Annotated in this window: 19 protein-coding genes and 1 pseudogene; 7 read left to right on the top strand and 13 right to left on the bottom strand. The window is 72.4% G+C overall.

What is annotated here, in order from left to right; all coding sequences use genetic code 11:
- Nucleotides 1-160: 160 nt before the first annotated feature.
- The 4 genes and pseudogenes from ACIO3O_RS31880 to ACIO3O_RS31865 form a co-directional block, all read right to left on the bottom strand.
- Entirely contained in the window at nucleotides 161-847 is a 687-nt protein-coding gene (locus tag ACIO3O_RS31880) for an ATP-binding protein (protein WP_401751937.1), read from the bottom strand.
- A 416-nt stretch (nucleotides 848-1,263) separates the two neighbouring features.
- Nucleotides 1,264-2,145 carry an acyl-CoA dehydrogenase family protein gene (locus ACIO3O_RS31875; RefSeq protein ID WP_401751935.1) on the bottom strand — a complete coding sequence of 294 codons (882 nt, stop codon included), beginning with the start codon at nucleotides 2,143-2,145 and terminating at the stop codon, nucleotides 1,264-1,266.
- A gap of 10 nt (nucleotides 2,146-2,155) precedes the next feature.
- Nucleotides 2,156-3,298, bottom strand: a complete 1,143-nt coding sequence (locus tag ACIO3O_RS31870; RefSeq protein WP_401751933.1) for an acyl-CoA dehydrogenase family protein — start codon at nucleotides 3,296-3,298, stop codon at nucleotides 2,156-2,158.
- Nucleotides 3,299-3,300: 2 nt separating this feature from the next.
- Nucleotides 3,301-3,528, bottom strand: a pseudogene (locus ACIO3O_RS31865) (hypothetical protein); the annotation flags it as partial.
- 152 nt (nucleotides 3,529-3,680) lie between these two features.
- On the opposite strand from ACIO3O_RS31865, the gene ACIO3O_RS31860 reads away from it, so the two are divergent.
- Entirely contained in the window at nucleotides 3,681-5,243 is a 1,563-nt protein-coding gene (locus ACIO3O_RS31860; RefSeq protein ID WP_401751931.1) for a class I adenylate-forming enzyme family protein, read from the top strand.
- A gap of 45 nt (nucleotides 5,244-5,288) precedes the next feature.
- Here ACIO3O_RS31860 and ACIO3O_RS31855 read toward each other — a convergent pair whose 3' ends face one another.
- The gene (locus ACIO3O_RS31855; protein WP_401751930.1) at nucleotides 5,289-5,819 is read right to left on the bottom strand and encodes an EF-hand domain-containing protein; all 531 of its coding nucleotides are present in this window, start codon (nucleotides 5,817-5,819) and stop codon (nucleotides 5,289-5,291) included.
- 184 nt (nucleotides 5,820-6,003) lie between these two features.
- Complete coding sequence (locus ACIO3O_RS31850) at nucleotides 6,004-6,378, bottom strand: STAS domain-containing protein (protein WP_401751928.1); 375 nt, start codon at nucleotides 6,376-6,378, stop codon at nucleotides 6,004-6,006.
- 245 nt (nucleotides 6,379-6,623) lie between these two features.
- On the opposite strand from ACIO3O_RS31850, the gene ACIO3O_RS31845 reads away from it, so the two are divergent.
- Both ACIO3O_RS31845 and ACIO3O_RS31840 read left to right on the top strand, forming a co-directional pair.
- Nucleotides 6,624-7,226, top strand: a complete 603-nt coding sequence (locus ACIO3O_RS31845) for a sigma-70 family RNA polymerase sigma factor (protein ID WP_401751926.1) — start codon at nucleotides 6,624-6,626, stop codon at nucleotides 7,224-7,226.
- A complete protein-coding gene (locus ACIO3O_RS31840; RefSeq protein ID WP_401751924.1) occupies nucleotides 7,223-8,377 on the top strand; it encodes a maleylpyruvate isomerase N-terminal domain-containing protein in 1,155 nt (384 codons plus the stop codon). Before ACIO3O_RS31845 ends, ACIO3O_RS31840 begins: the two co-directional genes overlap by 4 nt.
- A 55-nt stretch (nucleotides 8,378-8,432) precedes the next feature.
- On the opposite strand, the gene purU is transcribed toward ACIO3O_RS31840, so the two are convergent.
- From purU to ACIO3O_RS31820, 4 genes are all read right to left on the bottom strand, one after another.
- A complete protein-coding gene (gene purU, locus ACIO3O_RS31835; protein WP_401751923.1) occupies nucleotides 8,433-9,314 on the bottom strand; it encodes a formyltetrahydrofolate deformylase in 882 nt (293 codons plus the stop codon).
- 29 nt (nucleotides 9,315-9,343) lie between these two features.
- Nucleotides 9,344-9,859 carry a hypothetical protein gene (locus ACIO3O_RS31830; RefSeq protein ID WP_401751921.1) on the bottom strand — a complete coding sequence of 172 codons (516 nt, stop codon included), beginning with the start codon at nucleotides 9,857-9,859 and terminating at the stop codon, nucleotides 9,344-9,346.
- 197 nt (nucleotides 9,860-10,056) lie between these two features.
- Complete coding sequence (locus tag ACIO3O_RS31825) at nucleotides 10,057-11,634, bottom strand: hypothetical protein (RefSeq protein WP_401751919.1); 1,578 nt, start codon at nucleotides 11,632-11,634, stop codon at nucleotides 10,057-10,059.
- Between the two features lie 260 nt (nucleotides 11,635-11,894).
- Entirely contained in the window at nucleotides 11,895-13,283 is a 1,389-nt protein-coding gene (locus ACIO3O_RS31820; protein WP_401751917.1) for a transcriptional regulator, read from the bottom strand.
- A gap of 327 nt (nucleotides 13,284-13,610) precedes the next feature.
- Between ACIO3O_RS31820 and ACIO3O_RS31815 the strand changes: the two genes are divergently transcribed.
- The 3 genes from ACIO3O_RS31815 to ACIO3O_RS31805 are packed head-to-tail and all read left to right on the top strand — an operon-like array spanning nucleotide 13,611 to nucleotide 16,815.
- Nucleotides 13,611-14,300 (top strand): bifunctional DNA primase/polymerase, encoded by a 690-nt coding sequence (locus ACIO3O_RS31815; protein ID WP_401751915.1) that lies wholly within the window; start codon nucleotides 13,611-13,613, stop codon nucleotides 14,298-14,300.
- Nucleotides 14,301-14,341: 41 nt separating this feature from the next.
- Entirely contained in the window at nucleotides 14,342-15,160 is an 819-nt protein-coding gene (locus ACIO3O_RS31810) for an ABC transporter ATP-binding protein (protein WP_401751913.1), read from the top strand.
- Entirely contained in the window at nucleotides 15,157-16,815 is a 1,659-nt protein-coding gene (locus ACIO3O_RS31805) for a transporter (RefSeq protein ID WP_401751911.1), read from the top strand. The genes ACIO3O_RS31810 and ACIO3O_RS31805 overlap by 4 nt, the downstream gene beginning before the upstream one ends.
- Nucleotides 16,816-16,872: 57 nt before the next feature.
- On the opposite strand, the gene ACIO3O_RS31800 is transcribed toward ACIO3O_RS31805, so the two are convergent.
- Nucleotides 16,873-17,754, bottom strand: a complete 882-nt coding sequence (locus ACIO3O_RS31800; protein WP_401751909.1) for an alpha/beta fold hydrolase — start codon at nucleotides 17,752-17,754, stop codon at nucleotides 16,873-16,875.
- Nucleotides 17,755-18,383: 629 nt separating this feature from the next.
- Nucleotides 18,384-19,076, bottom strand: a complete 693-nt coding sequence (locus ACIO3O_RS31795) for a metal-dependent transcriptional regulator (RefSeq protein WP_401751907.1) — start codon at nucleotides 19,074-19,076, stop codon at nucleotides 18,384-18,386.
- 267 nt (nucleotides 19,077-19,343) lie between these two features.
- On the opposite strand from ACIO3O_RS31795, the gene ACIO3O_RS31790 reads away from it, so the two are divergent.
- Nucleotides 19,344-20,099 carry an SIS domain-containing protein gene (locus ACIO3O_RS31790; protein WP_401751905.1) on the top strand — a complete coding sequence of 252 codons (756 nt, stop codon included), beginning with the start codon at nucleotides 19,344-19,346 and terminating at the stop codon, nucleotides 20,097-20,099.
- A 108-nt stretch (nucleotides 20,100-20,207) separates the two neighbouring features.
- Here the strand turns inward: ACIO3O_RS31790 and ACIO3O_RS31785 are convergent, their stop codons facing one another.
- The gene (locus tag ACIO3O_RS31785) at nucleotides 20,208-21,569 is read right to left on the bottom strand and encodes a PAS domain-containing protein (RefSeq protein WP_401751903.1); all 1,362 of its coding nucleotides are present in this window, start codon (nucleotides 21,567-21,569) and stop codon (nucleotides 20,208-20,210) included.
- Nucleotides 21,570-21,684 lie beyond the last annotated feature (115 nt).

The raw sequence follows: 21,684 nt of genomic DNA, 5'->3' as shown, positions 1-21,684 counted from the left end.
TGGAGGGCGGCCGTCCACCAGGGGCGGCCGCCGCCACGTTCCGACCCGCACTCGTCGAGGAGGCCGGTGCTCCGCCTCGACGTCCCCTCGCTCACGAATCGCTCGTTCAAGCGTGATCAGGGCATCGGGAGGCGTCAACAGCACCTCGGCGAAATGCTCGTTATGTTCGGTTTGTGACGGCGCACGACGGCTTGAACGAGGGCTCGAAGGGGGGCTCGTACGGCGTCGCGAACGGCGACTCGGCCCCCGGCTCCCGGCGCTTGCCCCGGGCGGTGTCGCGCGGCTTCTCCCGCGGCGCCTCCGCGAGGCCCTCGCACCCGGCCGCTTCCGCCCGGTCCGTACAGGCCGCCTGGGGAGCGCGCACCTGCCGGTCCACCTCGCACCAGATCCGCTTGCCCGCACCCTCCGTCTGCCAGCCCCACCGGTCGGCGAGGCCGTCGACGAGCTCCAGACCGCGTCCGTTCGTGTCGTCGCCCTCCGCGTGCCGGGGCTTGGGCGGGCAGGCGCTGGCGTCCGCGACCTCCACCCGTACCGTGCCGCCCGACGCCAGCAGACCGGAAACGGAACCGGAATCCGCCGCCCCGTTCGTACCGGCACCAGCGCCCGCACCCGTCCCCGCACCCGGATCGCCGGGAATCCCCGGCAGCAGCATCCGCAGCACGGCCGGACAGCCCGTGTGCACGACCGCGTTGGTCACCAGCTCCGAAATGAGCAGGACCAGCGTCTCCGCGACCGGCTCGTCCGCCTCTATCCCGCACCCGACGAGCCTGGACCGCGCCCACCTACGGGCTCGCCCCACCTCCGCGGGGTCGGCCCCGACCTCCAACTGCACCTGAAGCACCTGCACCGCTCACACCATCCGAACCGGCGGACACAACGCCTCGCGTCTCCACAGGGTCACGGAACGTGATTCCCTTGTGGGACAGCATGGTTGACGTACAGTCACCGCAACAAGCGCTTCAGGCATATTCCAGCGCGAAGGAGTACGCATCCTGCATACTGTGCGACGCACGCTGCGGAGAGTCGAACGTGAGCACTTGTGGCGCCTCCGTCCGACGCGAGAAGCGGTTACGTCGAAGCGCGTCGCCCGGTCCGGGGCCGCCGTACAGGCCGCACCGGGAATCTGGCGCTCCACCACCACTCGCATCTGACGGAGCGTACCCGAGCGACGACCCGACTCCGGCCCGTGACGACTCCTGCAAAGGACACAACCCGATATCGACACAGGGTGACCCGTTCATGACCTCTTCTGGCAGCGGCCGTTCACACCGTGCCGCCCAGAAGTGCGGCCGCCAGTTCCTCTTCCGTCTCCGCCTTCGAAGGCCCGCGCCCGGCCCGCACCCAGGCCCGCTTCAGATGCAGGTGCACATCGGCCTCCCAGGCGAAGCCCATGCCGCCGCAGACCTGGAGACAGTCCCGCGCGTTGCGTACGGCCGCCTCGTCGGCCAGGAGTTTCGCGGCGGCGCACTCCACGGACGTCCCGGTGACGGCGGCCGCGTACACGGCGGTACGAGCGGTCTCGACCCGCACGAACATCTGCGCGCAGAGGTGCTTGACCGCCTGGAAGCCGCCGACCGGCTGCCCGAACTGGACGCGCTCGCACGCGTGTTGGACGGCCAGTGCGAGTGTGCGGGCGGCGGTGCCGACCTGTTCGGCGGCGGTGAGCAGGACGCCTTCGCGGGGGTACGGGTGCGGGGTGGGCCCGGGCAGTCGGTGCAGCGGGGTCAGGGGGTCGACGGAGCGGATCGGGGTAGCCCCCTCGTGCGGGTGCCGGACGACGTCGGCGTCGGCAAGGTGCGCGACCAGGCTGCCGTACGGGGCCGTGACCACCACCTCGCCGTCCGCGGCCCCCTTCACCACCCCCGCCGCGAGGTGCGTGTCCACCAGCGGACCGGGCAGCAGGGCCCGGCCCGCCTCCTCGAAGAGCAGCACCGCCTCCGGCAGCCCGAGCCCGACGCCACCCTCCGCCTCGGGCAGGCGCAGGGCGAAGAAGCCCGCGTCGCCGAGCGCCCGCCAGAGCCCGCGGTCGAGCGTGCCGCCCGCGTCGACGGCGGCGCGCAGGGCCTCGCGGTCGAAACGCCGGGCGAGGAGATCCCGTACACCTTGCTGCAACGCCCGCTGATCGGCGGTCGGTTGGAAGTCCACGGGGGTGCGCTCACCGGCCCTTCGGGAGGCCGAGGATGCGCTCGGCGACGATGTTCTGCTGGATCTGGGAGGTGCCGGCGGCGATCGTGTACGAGAGGGAGGACAGGCGGTCGAGCGTCCAGTCGTGGCCGACGTCGTACGCGTCAGGGCCCAGGACGTCGGCGGCCGTGTCGTACAGCTCCTGACGGGCGTGCGAGTAGCGGAGCTTGAAGACCGAGCCGCCGACGCCGGGGACGCCGCCGGTGCGCTGGGCCTCGCTGACGTTCCACTGGGTGAGCCGCCACAGGGTCATGAACTCGGCGTTCAGGCGGCCGAGTTGACGTCGTACGGCAGGGTCGTCCCAGGTCCCGTTGGCCTGCGCCGCGCGGGCGACGGCGGCCAGCGTACGGCGGCAGGCGACGACCTCGCCGACGAAGGCGGTGCCGCGCTCGAAGGAGAGGGTGACCATGGTGACGCGCCAGCCGTCGTTCTCCGCGCCGACCCGGTGGGCGACCGGGACCCGCACCTCGTCGAGGAACATCTCGGCGAACTCGGTCGACCCGGCGAGCGTGCGCAGCGGGCGGACCGTGATGCCCGGAGCGTCCATCGGCATCCCGAGCCAGGTGATGCCCTTGTGCTTGGGGGTGTCGGGTGTGACGGGGGTGGTGCGCACGAGCAGTTCGCACCAGTCGGCGACCTCGGCGTGCGAGGTCCAGATCTTGGACCCGGTGACCACGTAATGGTCACCGTCGCGGACCGCCTTCGTACGGAGCGAGGCCAGGTCGGAGCCCGCGTCGGGCTCGCTGAAGCCCTGGCACCAGACCTCGTCGCCGCGCAGGATCGGCGGCAGCCACCGCTCGCGCTGCTCCGCCGTGCCCTCGGCCGCGATGGTCGGGCCCGCGTGCAGCAGCCCGACGAAGTTCGCGCCGACGTAGGGGGCCCCGGCGCGCTCGGTCTCCTCCAGGAAGATCAGGTGCTGGGTGGGGGTGGCCTCGCGCTGGAGGTCGGCGTACCCGGCGTCGTACAGCATCCGCTGCCAGGTGGTGTCGTACGCACGTCTGCCCGGCCAGTCGAGGGGGTCGGGCCGCTGCGGCAGCCCCGGGAGGACACGCTTCAGCCACCCCCTCAACTCCGCCCGGAACTCCTCCTCCTGTGCCGTGTACGTGAGGTCCATCAGTCGTGGGCCTCCGCGAAGGGCTGCCCGCAGAAGCGCGGGAAGGTGGGGAAGCAGAGGGAGCCCTCGACGTGGTTGAGGTCCATGTCCGCGAGGCGGGCGAGCTCCCCGATCCCGGCGGTGAGCGGCTGGGGTCCGCGCTCGCGGTACTTCGCGGGGAGCCAGGTGGAGAAGAGGTGCGGGGGCTCGATCACGTGGTCGTCGACGCTGATGATCCGAGGCGGTTCCATCCGGCTTTCCCCTTACGGCAGTTCGCGTTTCTGATGACCCGTCAGAAACCAGGCTAGCTTCCGGACCTCTGGACCGACAAGGGATCGCGCCCTACGCTCACGGCTATTCCTGACTGTCCGTCAGTTACGGGGAGCGTGCAGTGACTTCACCCATGCAGACCGCCCGATCGCTCGACTCGTCCGGCACGCTCTGGGAACTCGTGGAGCGCCGCGCCGACCTCACCCCGCACCGCCCGGTCCTGCTCCAGGAGGACCGCACCCTCACCTTCGGCGAGCTGAGGGACCGCGCCGAACGGGTCGCCGCCGGGCTGTACGAGCTGGGGGTGCGGGCCGGGAGCGTGGTGGCCTGGCAGCTGCCGACCCGTATCGAGACGGTTCTGTTCTCCCTCGCGCTGGCCCGTCTGGGAGCGGTCCAGTCGCCCGTCATCCCCTTCTACCGGGACCGCGAAGTCGGCTTCGCGCTGCGGGAGTCGAGGGCGGACTACCTCGCGGTGCCGGGCGAGTGGCGGGGCTTCGACCACGCCGCCATGGCCCACCGCCTCTCGCTGGAACTCCCCCGGCCCCTTCTCGTACTCCAGGTGTACGACGACCTGCCGGACGGTGACCCGGCGATCCTGCCCCCGCCGCCCGCCGACGGCACCTCGGTCCGCTGGATCTACTGGACCTCCGGCACCACCGCCGACCCGCGTGGCGTCCTGCACACCGACCGCTCCCTGATCGCGGGCGGCTCCTGCCTGGCGCACGCCCTGCACCTGCGCCCCGACGACGTGGGGTCGATCGCCTTCCCGTACGCGCACATCGGCGGCCCGGACTATCTGGTGATGCTGCTCCTGTACGGCTTCCCGGCCGTCCTCTTCGAGCAGTTCGCCATGCCGGACGCTTTGGCCGAATATCGCCGTCACGGGGTGACGGTGGCGGGCGGCTCCACAGCCTTCTACGCGATGTTCCTGGCCGAGCAGCGCAAAGACCCCGCCACGCCCGTCGTGCCGACCCTGCGCCTGCTCGCGGGCGGCGGCGCGCCGAAGCCGCCGGAGCTGTACCACGCGGTGGTACGGGAGTTGGGGTGCCAGCTCACCCACGGGTACGGGATGACCGAGGTGCCCATGATCACGATGGGCTCGCCGGACGACACGGCCGAGAACCTCGCGACGACCGAGGGCCGCCCCCCGGAGGGCATGTCGATCCGCATCACCGACCCGGAGGGCAAGCCGGTCCCGGCGGGAATCGACGGGGAGGTGCGGCTGCGGGGGGAGGCGGTGTGCCAGGGGTACGTGGGGGCCGGAGCATCCCTCAGTGCCTTTGACGCGGACGGCTACCTGATCACCGGCGACCTGGGCCACCTGACGACATCCGGCCACCTGGTCCTGACCGGGCGGCTCAAGGACGTGATCATCCGCAAGGGCGAGAACATCTCGGCCAAGGAGATCGAGGACCTGCTGCACGAACACCCGGCGGTGGCGGACGCGGCGGTGATCGGCCTGCCCGACCCGGAACGCGGCGAGCGGGTGTGCGCGGTGCTCGAACTGCGGGCCCCGGCAGGCGAAGTGCCGGGCCCGGCCCCGACCCCCGCGGAGGTGGTCGCGTACCTCCGCGGGGCGGGCCTGGCCACGCACAAACTGCCGGAACAGGTGGAGGTGGTGGAATCCCTGCCCCGCAACGAGACCCTCCGCAAGGTCCTGAAGTACCGCCTGCGCGAGATGTTCGGCGGGCGGTGAGGGCTCCTGCCGGGGTTGCTGTCCCGGGGGTTGCTGTCCTGAGGGTTACTGGGGGTCGGGCCCGTCGACCGTGTAGTACGTCGCGAAGGCCGTCAGGGTCTCCTCCTCGGTGATCCGGCCGTCCCCGTCCGCGTCGAGCGCCGCCGCCACCTGCCCGGCGAGCTTCTCCTCCGCGCCGAGGACCCGGAGCAGCCGGGTGGCGGCCGCGACCGTGACCCCGCCGCCGTCCCCGTCGGCGGACGCGGCGATCTCGATCGCCGCGTGCAGGAAGGGCCGGGCGATCTCCGCGAACCGCAGCGGGTTGTCCCGCAGCCGCTTCACCGCCCCCGTCACGAACTCGTCGCGGCTGACCCGCTGGTCCCCGTCCACGTCGGCGATTCCGGCCATGCCCTGCCAGAAGGCCTCGGCCCCGCTGTAGAGGGCCTGGCCCTTGTCGCAGCGGGCGGTCGTGTTGAACTCGGCAAGGATGGCGGCCGCCGCGGCACTGAAGTCCTCGCGGTCGATGTAACCGTTGCCGTCCTGGTCGAAGGAGGCGAAACGGGCCGCTGTCTTGCGCTCGTACTCTGCGCTGTCCATGCAGGGGAGGGTACGTCCTTGACGTGCGGAGGAAGCCGATTCCGCAGGGAAATCATCCACCGGTGGGGCAGTTGGACACCAGGGCGACGGATGAGGCCCGTCGGCGCCGTCAACTCGGTCGGCCCCGTCGACTCCGTCCGCTCCGTCAACTCGGTCGGCCCCGTCGGCCCCGTCAGGCAGACAGTCAGGCGGACAGTGCCTGCGCCGTGTCGTCCACCGCGGTGTCCACGTCCGGGAAGACCTCGAACAGCCGCCGCACCCCGAGCGCCGCCAGCACCCGGTTCACATGGCTCCCGTCGACCGCCCCGCGCGCGGGCAGGATCAGCCGCAGGCTCCCCTGGCACGAGCGCATCAGCCGTCGCGCGGCGATCAGCACCCCCACCCCGCTGGAGTCGCAGAACAGTACGTCCGACAGGTCCAGCACCACCCGGTGCCGCCCGTCGGCGACGGCCCCGTGCACGTGCTGGCGCACCGCCGGTGAGGTCACCAGGTCCAGTTCGCCGGAGATGTGCAGCACGGCCCAGCTGCCGTGCTCTGCCTCTGTCACCTTCAGCGTCACGCGTCGGACCTCTCAGCTAACCGGAAGTAGCCCTTCCTCATCGCGGCTTCCCTAGCCGCACTCCCATGAAACACCGCGTGTCTGTGAGCCCCGTACGCAGGATGTGCGCGATGACCGGATCACTACCATCCCGGACCCTGTCCAGGGCGCACTTGGGGCAAAGGGGCGTGCGCCGCCCGCTCTCGCACTACATTCGAAAGAGCAGGTGCTTCGGGGCGCAGCGGTACGGGGTTTGGGGGGATCGGATGCCGAAGGACGCACCGCCGCGCTGGGACCGCAGGATGCAGCAGCGGCTGGCCCGGGGCGAGGCGGCGGCACTCGGCGAGCTGTACGACAGGTTCGCCTCGCTGGTGCACAGCCTGGCGCACCGGGTGCTGGACGACGAGGACGCCGCCGACCAGGTCACCCGTGACGTCTTCGGGCACGTCTGGGAGAACCCGCAGTCGTACGACCCCAAGGACGGCTCCATGCGGGCCTGGATGGCACGCCTCACGCACCGGCGGGCCGTGCACCGGCTCCGGCAGGAGGAGTCGGCCGCCCTCGCGGACGGCGAGGGCACCGCCGAGGAGCTGGAGCTGAAGGTGCACCGGGCGGCGGCGGTGGCCCGCGCGGACTACATCGTGACATCGATGCCCGCACCCCTGCGCGAGGCCCTGGAGCTGGCGTACTTCCAGCGGCACGACTACCGGCAGACCGCGTCCCGCCTGAGCATCACCGAGGACGAGGCCCGCCGCAGGCTCCGGCTGGGCCTGCAACTGCTGTCGACGGCGAACACCGTCCCCGGCACCGGTCCCGGCTCCGGCCTGGACACCGGCACCGGTGCTCGGGACTTCGGGGGCGGACTGTGAGCGAGGGGTACGAGGAGGGGGCGGCGGGCGCGTACGGGGAGGGGGCGACCGGCGCCCTGTCGCACCGGGTGCTCAAGTCGCTGCTGGGCGCGTGGGCGCTGGCGGCCTGTTCCGCCGAGGAGACGCTCGCCGTGGAGGAGCACCTCACCGTGTGCGCCCCGTGCGCGGACGAGGCGCTGCGGCTGCGGGACGCGGTCGGCCTGCTCCAGTCCGAGCGCGGCCTCGACCTGGACCCGATGCTGCGCTCCCGGGTGCTGGACACCTGCCTGGGCCGCCGTCCGGCACGCATCCCGGTGCCGGCCTGGGCCCAGCCGTACGACACGGAGACGGCCCGCCTGGACGCCCTGCTGGCGGACATAGACCCCGGCGAGTGGCACGCCCCGGTGCAGCTGCGCTGGTTCGAGGCCGAGCATCCGGTGCGGCGCAAGGCGACGGTGGCCGCGGTCATCGGGCACCTGATGACCGTCGACGGCCTGGTCGCCGACGCGCTGGGCCTGGCCGACCCGGTCGCCTTCGACGGCGGCGGCGACCCCACCAGCCGCACGGAGGCGTACTGGCTGGGCGCCCGGCAGCCGCCCACCCGCGCGGTGCGCACCCCGTGGCGCGAGCAGAGCCACACCCTGGTGCGCACGGTGTCCTTCGCCGGGCGCGGCTCCGCCGAGCTGACGGTGTCGTACGGGGCCTTCTCGCTGCCCCTCAGGGACGCGCTCCTGGAGCGGGCCTTCGAGTGCTGGGTGCACGCCGACGACATCGCACGGGCCGTGGACTACCCGTACGAACCGCCCTCGGGGGCGCATCTGCACGACCTGATCGACCTGGCGGCCCGGCTGCTTCCCGGCACGCTGGCCGCCCGCCGCCGGGCCGGGCTCGCGCCTCCCGCACGGGGGCTGGTCGCGGCGGGCTCCCCGGGGCGCACGCTGCACCTGGAGGTGGAGGGCGCGGGCGGCGGCCACTGGTACATCCCGCTGGACTCCCCCGCCGCGGCTCCGTCCCCGGAGCACGAGGTGGCGCACATCGCGCTGGACGGCGTGGAGTTCTGCCAGCTCGCGGCCGGTCATGTGTCGCCGCAGGAGGCGGCGGCCGGGCAGGGCGGCGACAAGGGGGCGGTACGGGACGTGCTGTTCGCGGCGGCGTCGCTGTCGCGGTTGTGAAGGGCGGGGAGTGCGCGCACCACCCCACGGGGCACGCGCACTCCCTCATGAGGTGCTAGGCGAAGACGACCGTACGGTGCCCGTTGAGCAGCACCCGGTGCTCGCTGTGCCACTTCACCGCGCGGGCCAGTGCCTGGCACTCCACGTCGCGGCCGATCGCCACCAACTGCTCGGGGGTGACCTCGTGGCCGACCCGCTCGACCTCCTGCTCGATGATCGGGCCCTCGTCGAGGTCGGCCGTCACGTAGTGGGCGGTCGCGCCGATCAGCTTCACCCCGCGCGCGTGCGCCTGGTGGTAGGGCTTGGCGCCCTTGAAGCTCGGCAGGAAGGAGTGGTGGATGTTGATGATCCGGCCGCTGAGCTGCTTGCACAGGTTGTCGGAGAGCACCTGCATGTAGCGCGCGAGGACGACCAGCTCGACGTTCTCGGCCGCGACCAGGTCGAGCACCTGCTGCTCGGCCTCGGCCTTGGTGTCCTTCGTCACGGGGATGTGGTGGAAGGGGATGTCGTACGTGGCGACCAGTTCGCGGAAGTCGGGGTGGTTGGAGACGACGGCGGCGATCTCGACGGGCAGCGCGCCGATCCTCGAGCGGAACAGCAGGTCGTTCAGACAGTGACCGAACTTGCTGACCATCAGCACGATCCGCATCCGGTCCTCGGCCCGGTGGATCTGCCAGTCCATCCGGAAGGAGTCCCCGATGGCGGCGAAGCTGGCCCGCAGCTTCTCCACGGAGACCGGCTCCTCCGCCGAGAAGGCGACCCGCATGAAGAACAGACCCGTGTCGTGGTCGCCGAACTGCCTGCTGTCCTCGATGTTGCAGCCGGTCATGAACAGGTAGCTGGACACGGCGTGCACGATGCCCTGCTTGTCCGGGCAGGACAGGGTGAGGACGTAGTGGTCGGTTTCGGGCCGTTCGGCAGGCTTGGGGTCGCTCATGACCCCAGAGGATCGCACACCGTGCGGACTCAGGCAGACCTGGTCAGAATGCGGATGACCTCCAGCGAGCGGGGCGCGACGTCCGGGTCGTCGCCGTCGCTCTGCGCCATCCGTACGTGCGCGTCCCGGGCCGCCCGTACGGCCTCGGGCCAGCCCTGGTGGGCCATGTACGCCGACACGGGGGCGTCCGCGCCGACCTGGTGCATGATGCGCAGGACCCGGAGCACGGCCACGTCCACGAGGGCCGCCTCGTCCGGGTCCCGGAATATGGACCCGACGTACTTCTCGGCGGACCAGTTGTCGAGCCAGGTGTCCTCAACGAGCCGGTAGACGGCGTCGGTGATGTCCCCGTAGCCCTCCACGCCGGCGAGCCAGCACTCCTGGTGGAAGACGGGGTCGGAGAGCATGTGCAGCGCGGAACGCACCTGAGTGCGCCAGCGCCACCACGGCATGTCATTCAGCGGCATGCCGCCCATGGTGGTGGAGCGACGGCCGCGACGGGAAGAGTTCGCTGAACTTTGCACGGTCGTCGATCGTACGGGCATGCGAATGGACACCGGACAAAGCCCCCACGGGGGACACCGCCGGGCCTCCGGTACCGGGACGCGACGCGAGCACCAGCACCGGAGCGTGGCGCGAGCACCGGGGCCGGAGCGTCACGCGAGCACCGGGGCCGGTGCTCGTCGCGTCCGGTGCCGCGGTGCCTGTCCGGTGCCGCGGCTGCTGTCCGGTGCCGCGGTGGCTACAGCTCGCTCGCCTGGTGCGCGGTCAGGCCGTACTTTCCGGCGATCGTGTTCCAGGGGTTCACGGCCTGCTGCTTCTGCTGCGAGGCCTTGCCGCTCTCGCGGTCGCCCGCGCGCCGCTCCGAGGTCGCCTTCGCCTTGCCGTCGCGGCAGAAGCGGTCCTTGTCGCCCGCCACCTTGTCCGCCCACGCCGCGTAGTGGTCGTCGGCCGCCGCCGAGGCCTCCCACGCACCGTTGAGCGCTGCGGTCAGCGCCTCGTGGCCCTCCAGCTTGTCGACCTTCAGGGACTGGAGGCGGGTCACCAGACCGCGCCGCTGAGTGGCGGCGGCGCGCAGGTCGGTGGCGGCCTTGGCCAGGTCGCCGCACTGACCGATGGCGGCGACCGCGTTGATCACCGAGGCACGGCTGTCGTTGCTGTCGGCGAGCAGCTTGTCCAGCGCCTGCGCCTGGCCCTTCGCACCGTCGGCGGCCTTCTCGGCGGGCTCCTGGTTGGGCAGCTTGGAACCGGCGGCGGTGTTCGTGGCGCCGGTGCCCTTGTCGTCGTCGCCGCCGAAGTTCATCAGCGCGGCGATGCCCAGGCCGATCACCGAGCAGCCGACCACCACGGCCGCGATCAACGGCACCGGCGAGATCTTGCGCCGCCGCTGCGCGGGTCCGCCGGGGCCGCCGCCGATCGGTCCCGGCTGCTGGAACTGCTGGTAGCGCGCCTCCTCCTGCTCGGCCTCCTGCTGCCGGGGCGGCAGGAAGCGCGGCATCTGCTGCGTCGAACCGGCCGGCTCGGGCTGCGCGCCCGCGCCCGGCGTCGGGGCCTGGGTGCGGAAGAGGCTGTCGAACTCGGCGAGCGGCTGCCGCTCCCCGGGAACACCGGGCAGCACGGGCGCCCCGTGCGTGCCGTGCTGCTGTTGTTGCTGTTGCTGTTGCTGTACGCCGTCGGGGCGGGCCGCGTACGGGGCGTCCGCCGGGACCGGCGGGAGGTACTGGGTGGCGTCCGCGTCCGAGCCCGCGGGCGGCTGGAGCGCCTGCTGCCCGAAGAAGTGGGTGCCGTCGAGCTGCTGCCCGCCCTGCTGCGCCCCGGGCTGCCCCGAGGGAGCCTCCGGGGGCAGCGCACCGGGCCCGGACGGCACGGGCGGCATGAACTGCGTCGGCTCGGCGTCACTGCCGGGCGCGACGGGCGCCGCCGGTACCGGCGGCATGTACTGGGTGGGCCCGGCATCCGCGTCGGACGCGACCGGCGCCCCCCACACGGGCTGCTGCACCAACCCGGCCTGCGCCCCGTGCACCTGCCCGGCCTGCACCTCGTGTGCCTGCGCCCCGTGCGCCTGCTGCCACTGCGGCTGCTGCCCCGGCTGCGGCTGCCCCTCCCCCTGCTGCACCGGCACCGGCGCCTGCTGCCCTGTCACCGGTCCCGGCTGCTGCGCGCCCTGCGGTGCTCCCGGCCCCCACGGCTGGCCCCAGCTCTGGCCCTGCTGCGGTGCCGTCTGTGCCGGTGCGTGGCCCGGCATCGGGCCCGGCGACTGCGGCGGCTGCCACTGCTGCTGTGCCGGGGGCAGCACTACGCCCTCGTGTGCGGGGCGCACAGCGGGATGCTGCGGCTCATCACCCTGCTCGCTCTGCGTCAACGGGGGCTCCTGCCATCGGTTCTGGGCGGCCTCGCCGCACGGGCGAGGGACGGAATCACCGGTTCACGCTACCGGGTGATGCCGCCCCCGGGCCACGCGCCCACGATCCGTGCAGGCCAGGACCGTACCCCCACCTCCTCCCCGTAACGAACGGACGGGAGTTGACGCTGATACAGGAGCGAGGTTGACGGGAGGCGCCCCGCGGGGCGCCTCCCCGGTCACGCCGCCTGGATCTCCATCCGCGCCCCGAACTCCCGCACCGAGGGCTCGTCGCGGTACGGCGCGAGCCGCTGCTGGAAGTCCTCCAGGTACTCCGCGCCCCGGTTCGAGCGCAGGGTGCCCAGCAGTTCCACCGCACGGGTGCCGGTGTGGCAGGCCTGCTCCACCTCGCGCTGCTGCACCTGCGCCGACGCCAGGAGCACCAGCCCGATGGCCCGCCTGCGCACCCGGCTGTCGGGGTGCCCCGCCAGGCTCTCCTGCGCCCGGCGGGCCGCCGCGTCCGCCTGTCCCAGGTCCCGGTGGCAGTGCGCCAACTCGTCGGCCAGGTACGCCTGGTCGAAGTGGGCGATCCAGGTCGGGTCGTCGCCCGATTCGCCCTCGTCGTGCGCCTTCTCCATCGCGGACTGCGCCTTGGCGGCCACCGCGCCGCAGGTGCGCTCGTCGCCGAGGAGGGCGTGCCCGCGCGCCTCCGCCGCGTAGAACATCGCCTCCGCACGCGGCGTGACCCGCCCGCGTGCGCCCTCCTGCGCCGCCCGTGCCAACTGGGCGATCTCGCGCGGGTTCCCGAGCTGCGCCGCCAGGTGGCTCATGGACGCCGCCAGGACGTACCCCCCGTATCCGCGGTCCCCCGCCGCCTGCGCGAGCCGCAGCGCCTGGATGTAGTAGCGCTGTGCCAGCCCCGGCTGCCCGGTGTCGACCGCCATGTATCCGGCCAGCTCCGTCAACCGTGCGACCGCGCCGAAGAGTTCACGCCCCACCGACTCCCGGTAGGAGCCCGAGAGCAGCCCGGAGACCACGCTGTTGAGGTAGTGCACGACGATCGGGCGCACATGTCCGGCGCCGAACCGGTGGTCGAGGGTCTGGAGCGCCTGCGTGGTCGCCCGCACCGCCTCCACGTCGCTGGGCCCCACCCGGGACCCCGCCGTGCGCGCCACCTGGTGGTCGGCGCCGGTGATCAGCCAGTCCCGGCTCGGCTCCACCAGCGCGGAGGACGCCACCGAGGACCCCGACAGGAAGTCCCGGCGGCCCACGTCGCTGCGCCACAGCTCGCAGACCTGCTCGATGGCCCCCAGCACGGTGGGCGAAAACTGCAGTCCGATGCCGGAGGCCAGGTTCTTGCCGTTGGCCATGCCGATCTCGTCGATGGTGACGGTGCGCCCCAGCTTGCGGCCGAGCGCCTCGGCGATGATTCCGGGGGCCCTCCCCCGGGGCTGCTGACCGCGCAGCCACCGGGCCACCGACGTCTTGTCGTAACGGAGATCGAGTCCGTGCTCCGCGCCGCACATGTTGACCCGTCGGGCCAGCCCGGCGTTGGAGCAGCCGGCTTCCTGGATGAGCGCCTGGAGTCGTTCGTTCGGCTGTCGGGCGACGAGCGGCCTGGCTGCCATGTGTACCCCCTGGTGCGGGCGCTGATGAAGTCCTCGTGAATTCCCTTGAATCCGTGCGGAGATCACTGCCCGGTGGATATCCAAAGAATGCAGGTGATAGGCGGAGATAACGGCGATGCCGGTGATGACGGTGATGCCTCCCATGACGGAAGGCAGCGGCATTTCCGGTACCTCCTCGCTTCCCCTCCTGTGGTTGCCCGCTCACCGCACCCCACCCACCTGCGCGCCCCCGCCCGTGCACCCATGCGCCCCGCATGCAGGATCGATGCTCCATCTCCCGCTCGCGCGCGCCCGTAACCGGAGTTGGTGCGTGCAGTTGAGTTGTTCGTGGAAGAGACCATCGGAGTCACGGACGTCACGGACGCAGCCCAGATCCCCCAGCAGCGCGGCGATCAACTGCTCGACAGCGCCGTGCGGTACGCGGAAGAACGGCACTGGGACGTCGTCCCCGGCACCTGGCTGGAGGCCGACGAGGGGGTGGAACGCTGCACGTGCGGGGACGTGGCGTGCGCCGCCCCCGGTGCGCACGCGGCGAAGAACGACTGGGCGACGCAGGCGACCGGCAGCGCCGTCGCCGCGCGCCGGATGTGGCAGAAGAACCCGAAGGCCTCGATCCTGCTGCCGACGGGCCGCACCTTCGACGCCATCGACGTGCCCGAGACGGCCGGTTTCCTGGCGCTCGCCCGCATGGAGCGCATGGAGTTGACGCTCGGCCCGGTCACCAACACCCCCGACCGCCGGCTGCTGTTCTTCGTGCTGCCGGGCGCGGGCGCCAAGATTCCCGATCTGGTACGGAAGTTGGGCTGGGCGCCGAGCGCCCTGGACCTGATCGCCCGCGGCGAGGGCGACTACGTGGCGGCCCCGCCGACCCGCATGGGCGCGATGGGCGCCGTGCAGTGGGCGCGCAGGCCCACCCCCGCGAACCGGTGGCTGCCGGACGCGGAGGAGCTGATCAGCCCCCTCGCGTACGCCTGCGGGCGTGAGGCAGCGGCTGCGCGGGGGCGCGCTCGAACATAAAGTGGGCCCCGTATCACGGGGACCCACGAAAGGCTGACGACATGCCTGACCAGGCATTCGAGACGGCGGGCGGAGCGCATACGGCGCCGCCCGCCGCCGTACGTGTACAGGGCTTGTGGAAACGGTTCGGCGAGCAGGTCGCCGTGGCCGGAATCGATCTGGAACTCCCGGCGGGCAAGTTCATCGGCCTGGTCGGTCCGAACGGGGCGGGCAAGACCACCACCCTGTCGATGGTGACGGGGCTCCTGCGCCCCGACCAGGGCACGGTGCACATCGGCGGCCACGACGTGTGGGCGGACCCGGTACGGGTCAAGTCGCGGATCGGCGTGCTGCCGGAGGGACTTCGGCTCTTCGAGAGACTCTCGGGGCGCGAACTCCTGGCGTACAGCGGGCGGTTGCGGGGGCTGCCCGGCGACGAGGTCGACAAGCGCGCCACCCAGCTCCTGGACGTGCTCGATCTGGCGGGCTCGCAGCACAAACTGGTCGTCGACTACTCGACCGGCATGCGCAAGAAGATCGGGCTCGCGGCCGCGCTGCTGCACAACCCGGAAGTGCTCTTCCTCGACGAACCGTTCGAGGGCGTCGACCCGGTGTCGGCGCAGACCATCCGCGGGGTGCTGGAGCGGTACACCGGCTCCGGTGCCACCGTCGTCTTCTCCAGCCATGTGATGGAACTGGTGGAGTCGCTGTGCGACTGGGTGGCGGTGATGGCCGCCGGACAGATCCGCGCGCAGGGCACCCTCGCGCAGGTGCGCGGTGACGCGCCGACCCTGCAGAACGCGTTCCTGGAGCTGGTCGGGGCGAACGGGCGCGACGCCGGGGACAGCCTGGACTGGCTCGGCGGCGGGGCACCGCGATGAGCGTCGTCGCGGGTCACACCCCCGAAGCCGCGGGCCCCGCACCCGGTGACACGTCCGCCGACGCCGTCTCGACGGGGCTGACGCGCTTGTTCGTACGGTTGAAGCTGGCGCTGTTGAAGAACGGGCTGCGGCAGTCCTCCGGGCGGCGGGCGGCGTTCATCGTGAGCGCCGTGCTGGTGCTGCTTTTCTCGGCGCTCCTGGTGCTGGGGCTGCTCGCCCTGCGGGGGACGCAGTACGCGCCGACGGTGACGGTGCTGCTGGCGCTCGTCTCCGCCGTGGCGTGGGCGTTCATGCCGTTGTTCTTCCCCAGTGGCGACGAGACGCTGGACCCCTCGCGGCTGGTGATGCTGCCGCTGCGGCCCCGGCCGCTGGTGCGGGCGCTGCTGGCGGCGTCGCTGGTGGGCATAGGGCCGCTGTTCACGGTGTGCCTGGCCGTCGGCTCGGTGATCGCCGTCGCGCACGGCTTCGCGGCGGCCGTGACCGCCGTCGTGGCGGCCGTGCTGCTGGTGCTGACCTGTCTGGCGCTGGCGCGTGCCGTGGCGACGGCGAACGTACGGCTGCTGACCAGCCGGCGCGGGCGCGACCTGGCCGTGCTCAGCGGCCTGATCGTCGCGGTCGGCATCCAGTTCGTGAACTTCGGCTGGCAGCGGCTGGCGTCGACCGGCGGCATGTCGGTGCTGGAGCCGGTCGCGAACGTCGTGCAGTGGCTGCCGCCCGCCTCCGCGGTCGGCGCGGTGCACTCGGTGAGCGAGGGCGCGTACGGGCGCGGCGTACTCCAGCTGCTGATCACGCTGGTCGTGCTGGCGGCGCTGCTGTGGTCGTGGGAACGCGGGCTGGTCAAGCTGATGACCGCGCCGGACGGCTCGACGATCCAGGCGGCTTCGGGGCCCTCCCGCAAGGAGTCCAAGGCGGGGCTGCTGACGCGGCTGCTGCCGGACGGGCGCACGGCGGCCACCGCGCAGCGGGTGCTGCGCTACATCTGGCGCGACCCGAAGACCAAGGGCGCCTGGATCACCTCGCTGGCGATCGGGCTGATCGTCCCGGTGTTCAACGCGTTCCAGGGCACCGGTTCGGCGTACTGGGCGTGCTTCGCGGCGGGGATGCTCGGGATGCAGACCTTCAACCAGTTCGGCACCGACACCTCCGCGTTCTGGATGGTCGCGACGACGATCTCCACCGTGCGGGACGCCTTCGAGGAGCTGCGGGCGCGGCTGCTGGCACTGCTGGTGATCACCGTGCCGTACACGCTGCTGGTGGGGACCGTGACGACGGCGCTGGCGGGCGACTGGGCGGTGCTCCCGGAGGTCCTGGGGCTGGCCTTCGCCCTGCTGGGGGCGTTGCTCGCGGCCGGGCTCGTGGCGTCGGCCCGGTACCCGTACTCGGTCCCGCAGGACAGCTCGTACAAGAACGTGGCCCCGGGGCAGGGGTCGCTGGCCTGGATGTCGCTGCTGCTGGGGCTCGTGGTGTCGACGGTGGTGTGCGCACCGCTGATCGCGCTCACGGTCTGGCTGCACGTCGCCGGGCTCGCCACGTGGTTCCTGCTGCCGGTGGGGCTGGCGTACGGGGTGCTGGTGACCTGGATCGGGCTGAAGGTGGCCGCGCCCAGGACCGCCGCCCGGCTGCCGGAGATCCTGGCGGCGGTGAGCAAGGGGTAGGCGCGCCGGTCGTGGAGGGGCGGTACGGGGCGCGCGCGTGCCTTCGGTGCCGCCCCGCTACGACGGGCCCGGCAGGGAGTCGACGGCGGTCTCCTCCAGGAAGGGTTCGATGGCGGCGCGCCAGCCGTCGGGCTGGTCGTAGTGGACCAGGTGGCCGGCGTCCACCACCTCGGCGTACTGCCCCCGCGGCAGCACCCGCACCATTTCCTGCGCCTCCGCGCGGCCCAGCTCGCCGTCCAGGCCGCGCACGACGAGCGTGGGGCACTGGACCTGGGAGAGCTCGTCCCAGTGCGCGTCGTAGACCCAGGTCGCCCGGGAGAGCAGCATCTGGCGGCGGGAGAAGACCGGCCGCCAGCCGTCCGCCCGCTCGGCCATCACCTCGGCGAAGAACTCGCCGCGCGCCGGGGAGGGGCGCTCCACCCAGGGGTCGTCCTCGCCGAACCACTTGCGGACGTCCGCGAGCGTCGCGAACGGCACCGGCCAGGCCTTGAACCAGTCCTCCCACTCCCGCTGGGAGGCCGCCCCGAGCGCCGAGGCCCGCATGTCGCAGACGACCAGGGCGCGCACCAGGTCCGGGCGCTTGGCGGCGAGCTGCCAGGCCGTCAGGGCGCCCATGGAGTGCCCGATGAGGGTGACCGGGGCCATGCCCAGCTGCTCCACCACCGCTTCCGCGTCGGCGACGTACGCGTCCCGGGTGAAGGGGCCCTCGGTGGGCTTCTCGCTGCGGCCGTGGCCGCGCTGGTCGAGGGCGACGGCCCGGTGCCGCTCGGAGAGCCACCGGGCGGTGGCCGCCCAGTGGGAGGAGCGGCCCATCAGGCCGTGCAGCAATAACACGCCGGGGAGCCGGTCGGGGTTGCCGCCGTCCTTGGGCGGGTCCGCGAACTCCCAGGCGGCGAGGCGTGCGCCGTCGGCTCCGGTCACGTCGATGCGCCGCACCATATGGCCTGGCACCCCCTTCTCGTACGGATCGTGCGTACTCGTCCCTCGCCCGCTGTCGTCCCGTTCCCCTCCACGCTATCGAACTCGTATTCGAACATCGGGGTCCGGAGCCCAAGAACCCTCTTTCGAGTGACAGCGCTCAAGGATTGGCGTTCGCTGCCGAGGGGAGATCTTCTTCGGGAGGCGGACCGCTCGGGGAAGACGGTCCGCGGGGGCCGGCCTGAAGAGCTCGGGGCTCCAGGCCGGCACAGGGGAGGACAGGCCCCGGCGCCTCAGGGCGCCGGGGCCCTCCGCGTGCGGACCGCGCTCGTGCGGGCCGCGCCTGCGGGGGCCACGCCCGTACGGGGCGGGCCTGCGGGGGCCGCGCCCGTGCTCGTGCGGGCCGTGCTCGTGCGGTACGTACGACGGGCGCATCTCCCGCCTCCTCCCCGGCCGCGTGACGGGCCCGGCCGGCAGCCCTCGTTCCCATCTGGTGCCCCGGTTCATGTGCCGCAGACACAGCGTGGCACGCGATCCGTCCGGCCGCTGGGATTCCGGTGGAGAAAGTGGGCGGGGGAAGGGGACCTCAAGTCCCCTTCCCCCGCCCGCAGTTGACCTTCGAGGCCGGTCGGGGCCGTCGTACCCGCGGCTCAGCGCTTGGCGACGAAGACGTGCGACGCCGTCTCCGCGTCCAGCTCGGCCGCCTCGCCGCTGCTGCCGACCAGCACACCGCCGGGCGACTCGGTCACGCTGACCACTGACCCGGGCTGCACGCCCGCGCGGCGCAGCGTGTACATCAGCTGGGCGTCGGTCTGGATGGGCTCGCCGATGCGGCGTACGACGACGGTCTTGCCCTCCGGCCCCGGCGCCAGCTCGCTCAGGCTGACCATGCTGTCGTCCAGGAACGGGTCGGCCTCGGACTTCTCGCCCAGCTCCTCCAGACCCGGGATCGGGTTGCCGTACGGAGATTCGGTGGGGTGGCGCAGCAGTTCGAGGACGCGGCGCTCGACCGCCTCGCTCATCACGTGCTCCCAGCGGCAGGCCTCGGCGTGCACCTGCTCCCACTCCAGGCCGATCACGTCGACCAGGAGGCACTCCGCGAGCCGGTGCTTGCGCATCACGCGCGTGGCCAGCCGGCGGCCCTCCTCGGTGAATTCCAGGTGGCGGTCGCCCGCGACCGTCACCAGACCGTCGCGCTCCATGCGGGCCACGGTCTGACTGACCGTCGGACCGCTCTGGTCAAGGCGCTCGGCGATGCGGGCGCGCATGGGGACGACGCCCTCCTCCTCGAGTTCGAGGATGGTGCGGAGATACATCTCCGTGGTGTCGATCAGTCCGGACATGTGTGCCCCTCGATGCTGTGACAGAAATCGTCGTGCGCTCGGTCTTCGTGCTCGGTTGTGCCCAGTCGTCCTGCGCCGGCCCGTGTCCCAATTCTGACGCATCGCACTGACAACCGTGCCGGGCCGGGGCGCGGCCGTATTGACAGCTCCCGGCTCCAGACCGCAACGTGATCCGCGGCACGGACGCCGCCCCTGTTCGTAACCTTGGGTAACCGCCCCGCATTCCCGGCATCTATGACGAAACCGCCACTGGAAAGGCCCTCCGCGATGAGCGAGAACAAACTGGCCGGTCAGTTCTTCGACGCCGCGATCGGCCTGCTCCATCGCGTACGGGACGAAGAGGGCGACGCGATCACCGCCGCCGGGACCGCCATCGCCGACACCGTCGCCGCCGGAGGGCGGCTCTTCGCGTTCGGCGCCGGGCACTCCTCGCTCGCCGCGCAGGACGTCGTCTACCGGGCGGGCGGGCTCGCCCTGATGAACCTCCTCGCGGTGCCCGGCGTCGTCGGCATCGACGTCATGCCCGCCACCCTGGGCTCCGCCCTGGAGCGCGTGGACGGCCTCGCGGGCGCGGTGCTCGACAGCAGCCCCGCCAAGCCCGGCGACGTCCTCGTGGTGATCTCCCTCTCCGGGCGCAACGCGCTGCCCGTCGAGATGGCGATGAACGCGCGCGCCCTGGGGCTGAAGGTCATCGGTGTCACGTCCGTGGCGTACGCCCAGGACACCAAGTCGCGCCACAAGTCGGGCAGCTTCCTCAAGGACCACTGCGACATCGTGCTGGACAGCAAGATCGCGGTCGGCGACGCGGAGTTGACGACGGAGGGCATCGACGCCCCCTTCGCCCCCGCCTCGACGGTGGTCACCACGGCCCTGATGCAGGCGGTGATGGCGGCCGCCGCCGGGGAACTCGCGGAGCGCGGCATCGAGGTGCCGCTGCTGCGCTCGGGGAACGTGGACGGCGGGCACGAGTGGAACGGGCGCGTGATGAGCGAGTACGGGGACCGGATCTTCTTCCGGCACTGATGCACGCAGTGCGGTGACACCGGTGCCGGTGGTGTCAGTGCGCCGGTGCCGGTGCCGGTGGAGTCAGTGCACCGGTGCCGGTGGTGTCGCACGCCGGTGCCGGTGGTGTCAGCGCGCCCTCAGTACCTGTGCCAGGTCCACCGACGACGCCACCCGTACGGCGATGCTCTCCGCGTACGTCGCGTCCGGGCGCTCGAAGGCGGGCCGGGTCGCACCGCGCAGGAAGGTGACCACGCCCACCGTCCGGCCCCGGCTGCGCAGCACGGTGCACAGGGCGTGCACGGCGTCGCCCGGCCACTGCCGCTCCACCGCCCACCCCTGCTGGTCGGCGCGCGGGCCCGCGCTCGCGCGCACCGCGCCGGTGCGCTCCAGCGCCTGGAGTGCCGGGTGCCCCTCCCCGTACCGCACCGGAATGCCCGCCTCGGCGTTGTCCGCCGTGCACGGGCCCGGCTCGCCCGCGGGTGTCGCCGCGACCCGCACCAGCCGCTCCTCGCGCACCACGTCGATCAGCGCGTGGTCCGCGAACCCGGCGAGTCCGAAGTCCAGATAGGCGGCAGCGGCCTCCATGGGGTCCTCGCACTCGGCCGCCGCGCGCGCCGCCCGCTGCAACTGGTTGCCGCGGAACCGCAGCCGGGCGGCGTCCTGCTCGGCGGTCTTGGCGTCCGTCACGTCCTGGAAGATCCACCCCACGCCCAGCGGCACGGGTTCCTCCGTGAGCGGCGACGCCAGCCGCAGGAAACCACTGCGCCAGCACCGCCGCCGCTCCCCCTCCGCCGTGCGCAGCGTCACCCACAGGTCGACCGGCGCGGGCGGAGTGCCCTCCGCCAGTACGTGCTGGAGCGCCCCTTCCAGCTCGTCGACGCCCTGTACGACGGTCTCCCCCAGCGGACGCCCCAGCAGCGTCGTACGCCCGCCCCCGAGCGCCCGGGCGGCGTGCACGTTGACCACGGTGGGCCGCAGATCCACATCCACCAGCACCACGCCCCACGACGCGTCCTCGAACAGGACCTCGCTGAGCGCGATGGCCCGTTCCAGGTCGATCTGCGCGTGTGCCTCACCGAACGCGCTGTAGACGCCGGCGGGCTTCCCGTCGGCCCCGGTGACGGCCGCCGACTGGGTCCGTACGAGCACCCTTCCGCCGTCCTTGCGCAGCAACGCGAACTCATGCACCTGCCGCCCGCCCCCGTGCATGGCGGCCATCAACCGCCCCTGCACCTCGTCGGCGTCCGCGCTGCGCACCGCCCACCCGGCGAAACCGCGCCGTCCCACCGCGTCCCGCGCACTCCACCCGAGGATGCGCTCGGCCTCGCGGTTCCAATGGGTGACGACCCCGTCGGCGTCGAAGGCACAGAGGGCGGCGTCCATCCCGTCCAGCAGCGCCGCGAGCAGCTCCGCCCCGGCTCCCGCCTCCGCCCCGGACCCCGCCTCCGGCTCCGGCTCGGCGGTCCCGCTGCTCAGAGAAGCACTCACCCCGCACCCCCCGCAGGTGTCCGTCCGTGCACCGTGCGTTGGTGCTGCACGTCCCGATCATTCAACTCCACTGTGTCGCAGAGCACACCGGCTTCGGTGAAATCGACGTGCTCCG

Source organism: Streptomyces sp. NPDC087440 (assembly GCF_044744005.1).
Classification (GTDB): domain Bacteria; phylum Actinomycetota; class Actinomycetes; order Streptomycetales; family Streptomycetaceae; genus Streptomyces.
The sequence above is the reverse complement of the archived record's forward strand: the minus strand, read 5'-3'. Positions and strand labels throughout refer to the sequence as shown.

Coding starts and splice junctions, on each gene's coding strand:
- ACIO3O_RS31860 (WP_401751931.1), top strand. CDS start 3,681: ATGCAGACCGCCCGATCGCTCGACTCGTCCGGCACGCTCTGGGAACTC.
- purU (WP_401751923.1), bottom strand. CDS start 9,314: ATGAGCGACCCCAAGCCTGCCGAACGGCCCGAAACCGACCACTACGTC.
- ACIO3O_RS31810 (WP_401751913.1), top strand. CDS start 14,342: ATGCCTGACCAGGCATTCGAGACGGCGGGCGGAGCGCATACGGCGCCG.
- ACIO3O_RS31820 (WP_401751917.1), bottom strand. CDS start 13,283: ATGGCAGCCAGGCCGCTCGTCGCCCGACAGCCGAACGAACGACTCCAG.
- ACIO3O_RS31855 (WP_401751930.1), bottom strand. CDS start 5,819: ATGGACAGCGCAGAGTACGAGCGCAAGACAGCGGCCCGTTTCGCCTCC.
- ACIO3O_RS31790 (WP_401751905.1), top strand. CDS start 19,344: ATGAGCGAGAACAAACTGGCCGGTCAGTTCTTCGACGCCGCGATCGGC.
- ACIO3O_RS31830 (WP_401751921.1), bottom strand. CDS start 9,859: ATGCCCGTACGATCGACGACCGTGCAAAGTTCAGCGAACTCTTCCCGT.
- ACIO3O_RS31800 (WP_401751909.1), bottom strand. CDS start 17,754: ATGGTGCGGCGCATCGACGTGACCGGAGCCGACGGCGCACGCCTCGCC.
- ACIO3O_RS31870 (WP_401751933.1), bottom strand. CDS start 3,298: ATGGACCTCACGTACACGGCACAGGAGGAGGAGTTCCGGGCGGAGTTG.
- ACIO3O_RS31805 (WP_401751911.1), top strand. CDS start 15,157: ATGAGCGTCGTCGCGGGTCACACCCCCGAAGCCGCGGGCCCCGCACCC.
- ACIO3O_RS31795 (WP_401751907.1), bottom strand. CDS start 19,076: ATGTCCGGACTGATCGACACCACGGAGATGTATCTCCGCACCATCCTC.
- ACIO3O_RS31845 (WP_401751926.1), top strand. CDS start 6,624: ATGCCGAAGGACGCACCGCCGCGCTGGGACCGCAGGATGCAGCAGCGG.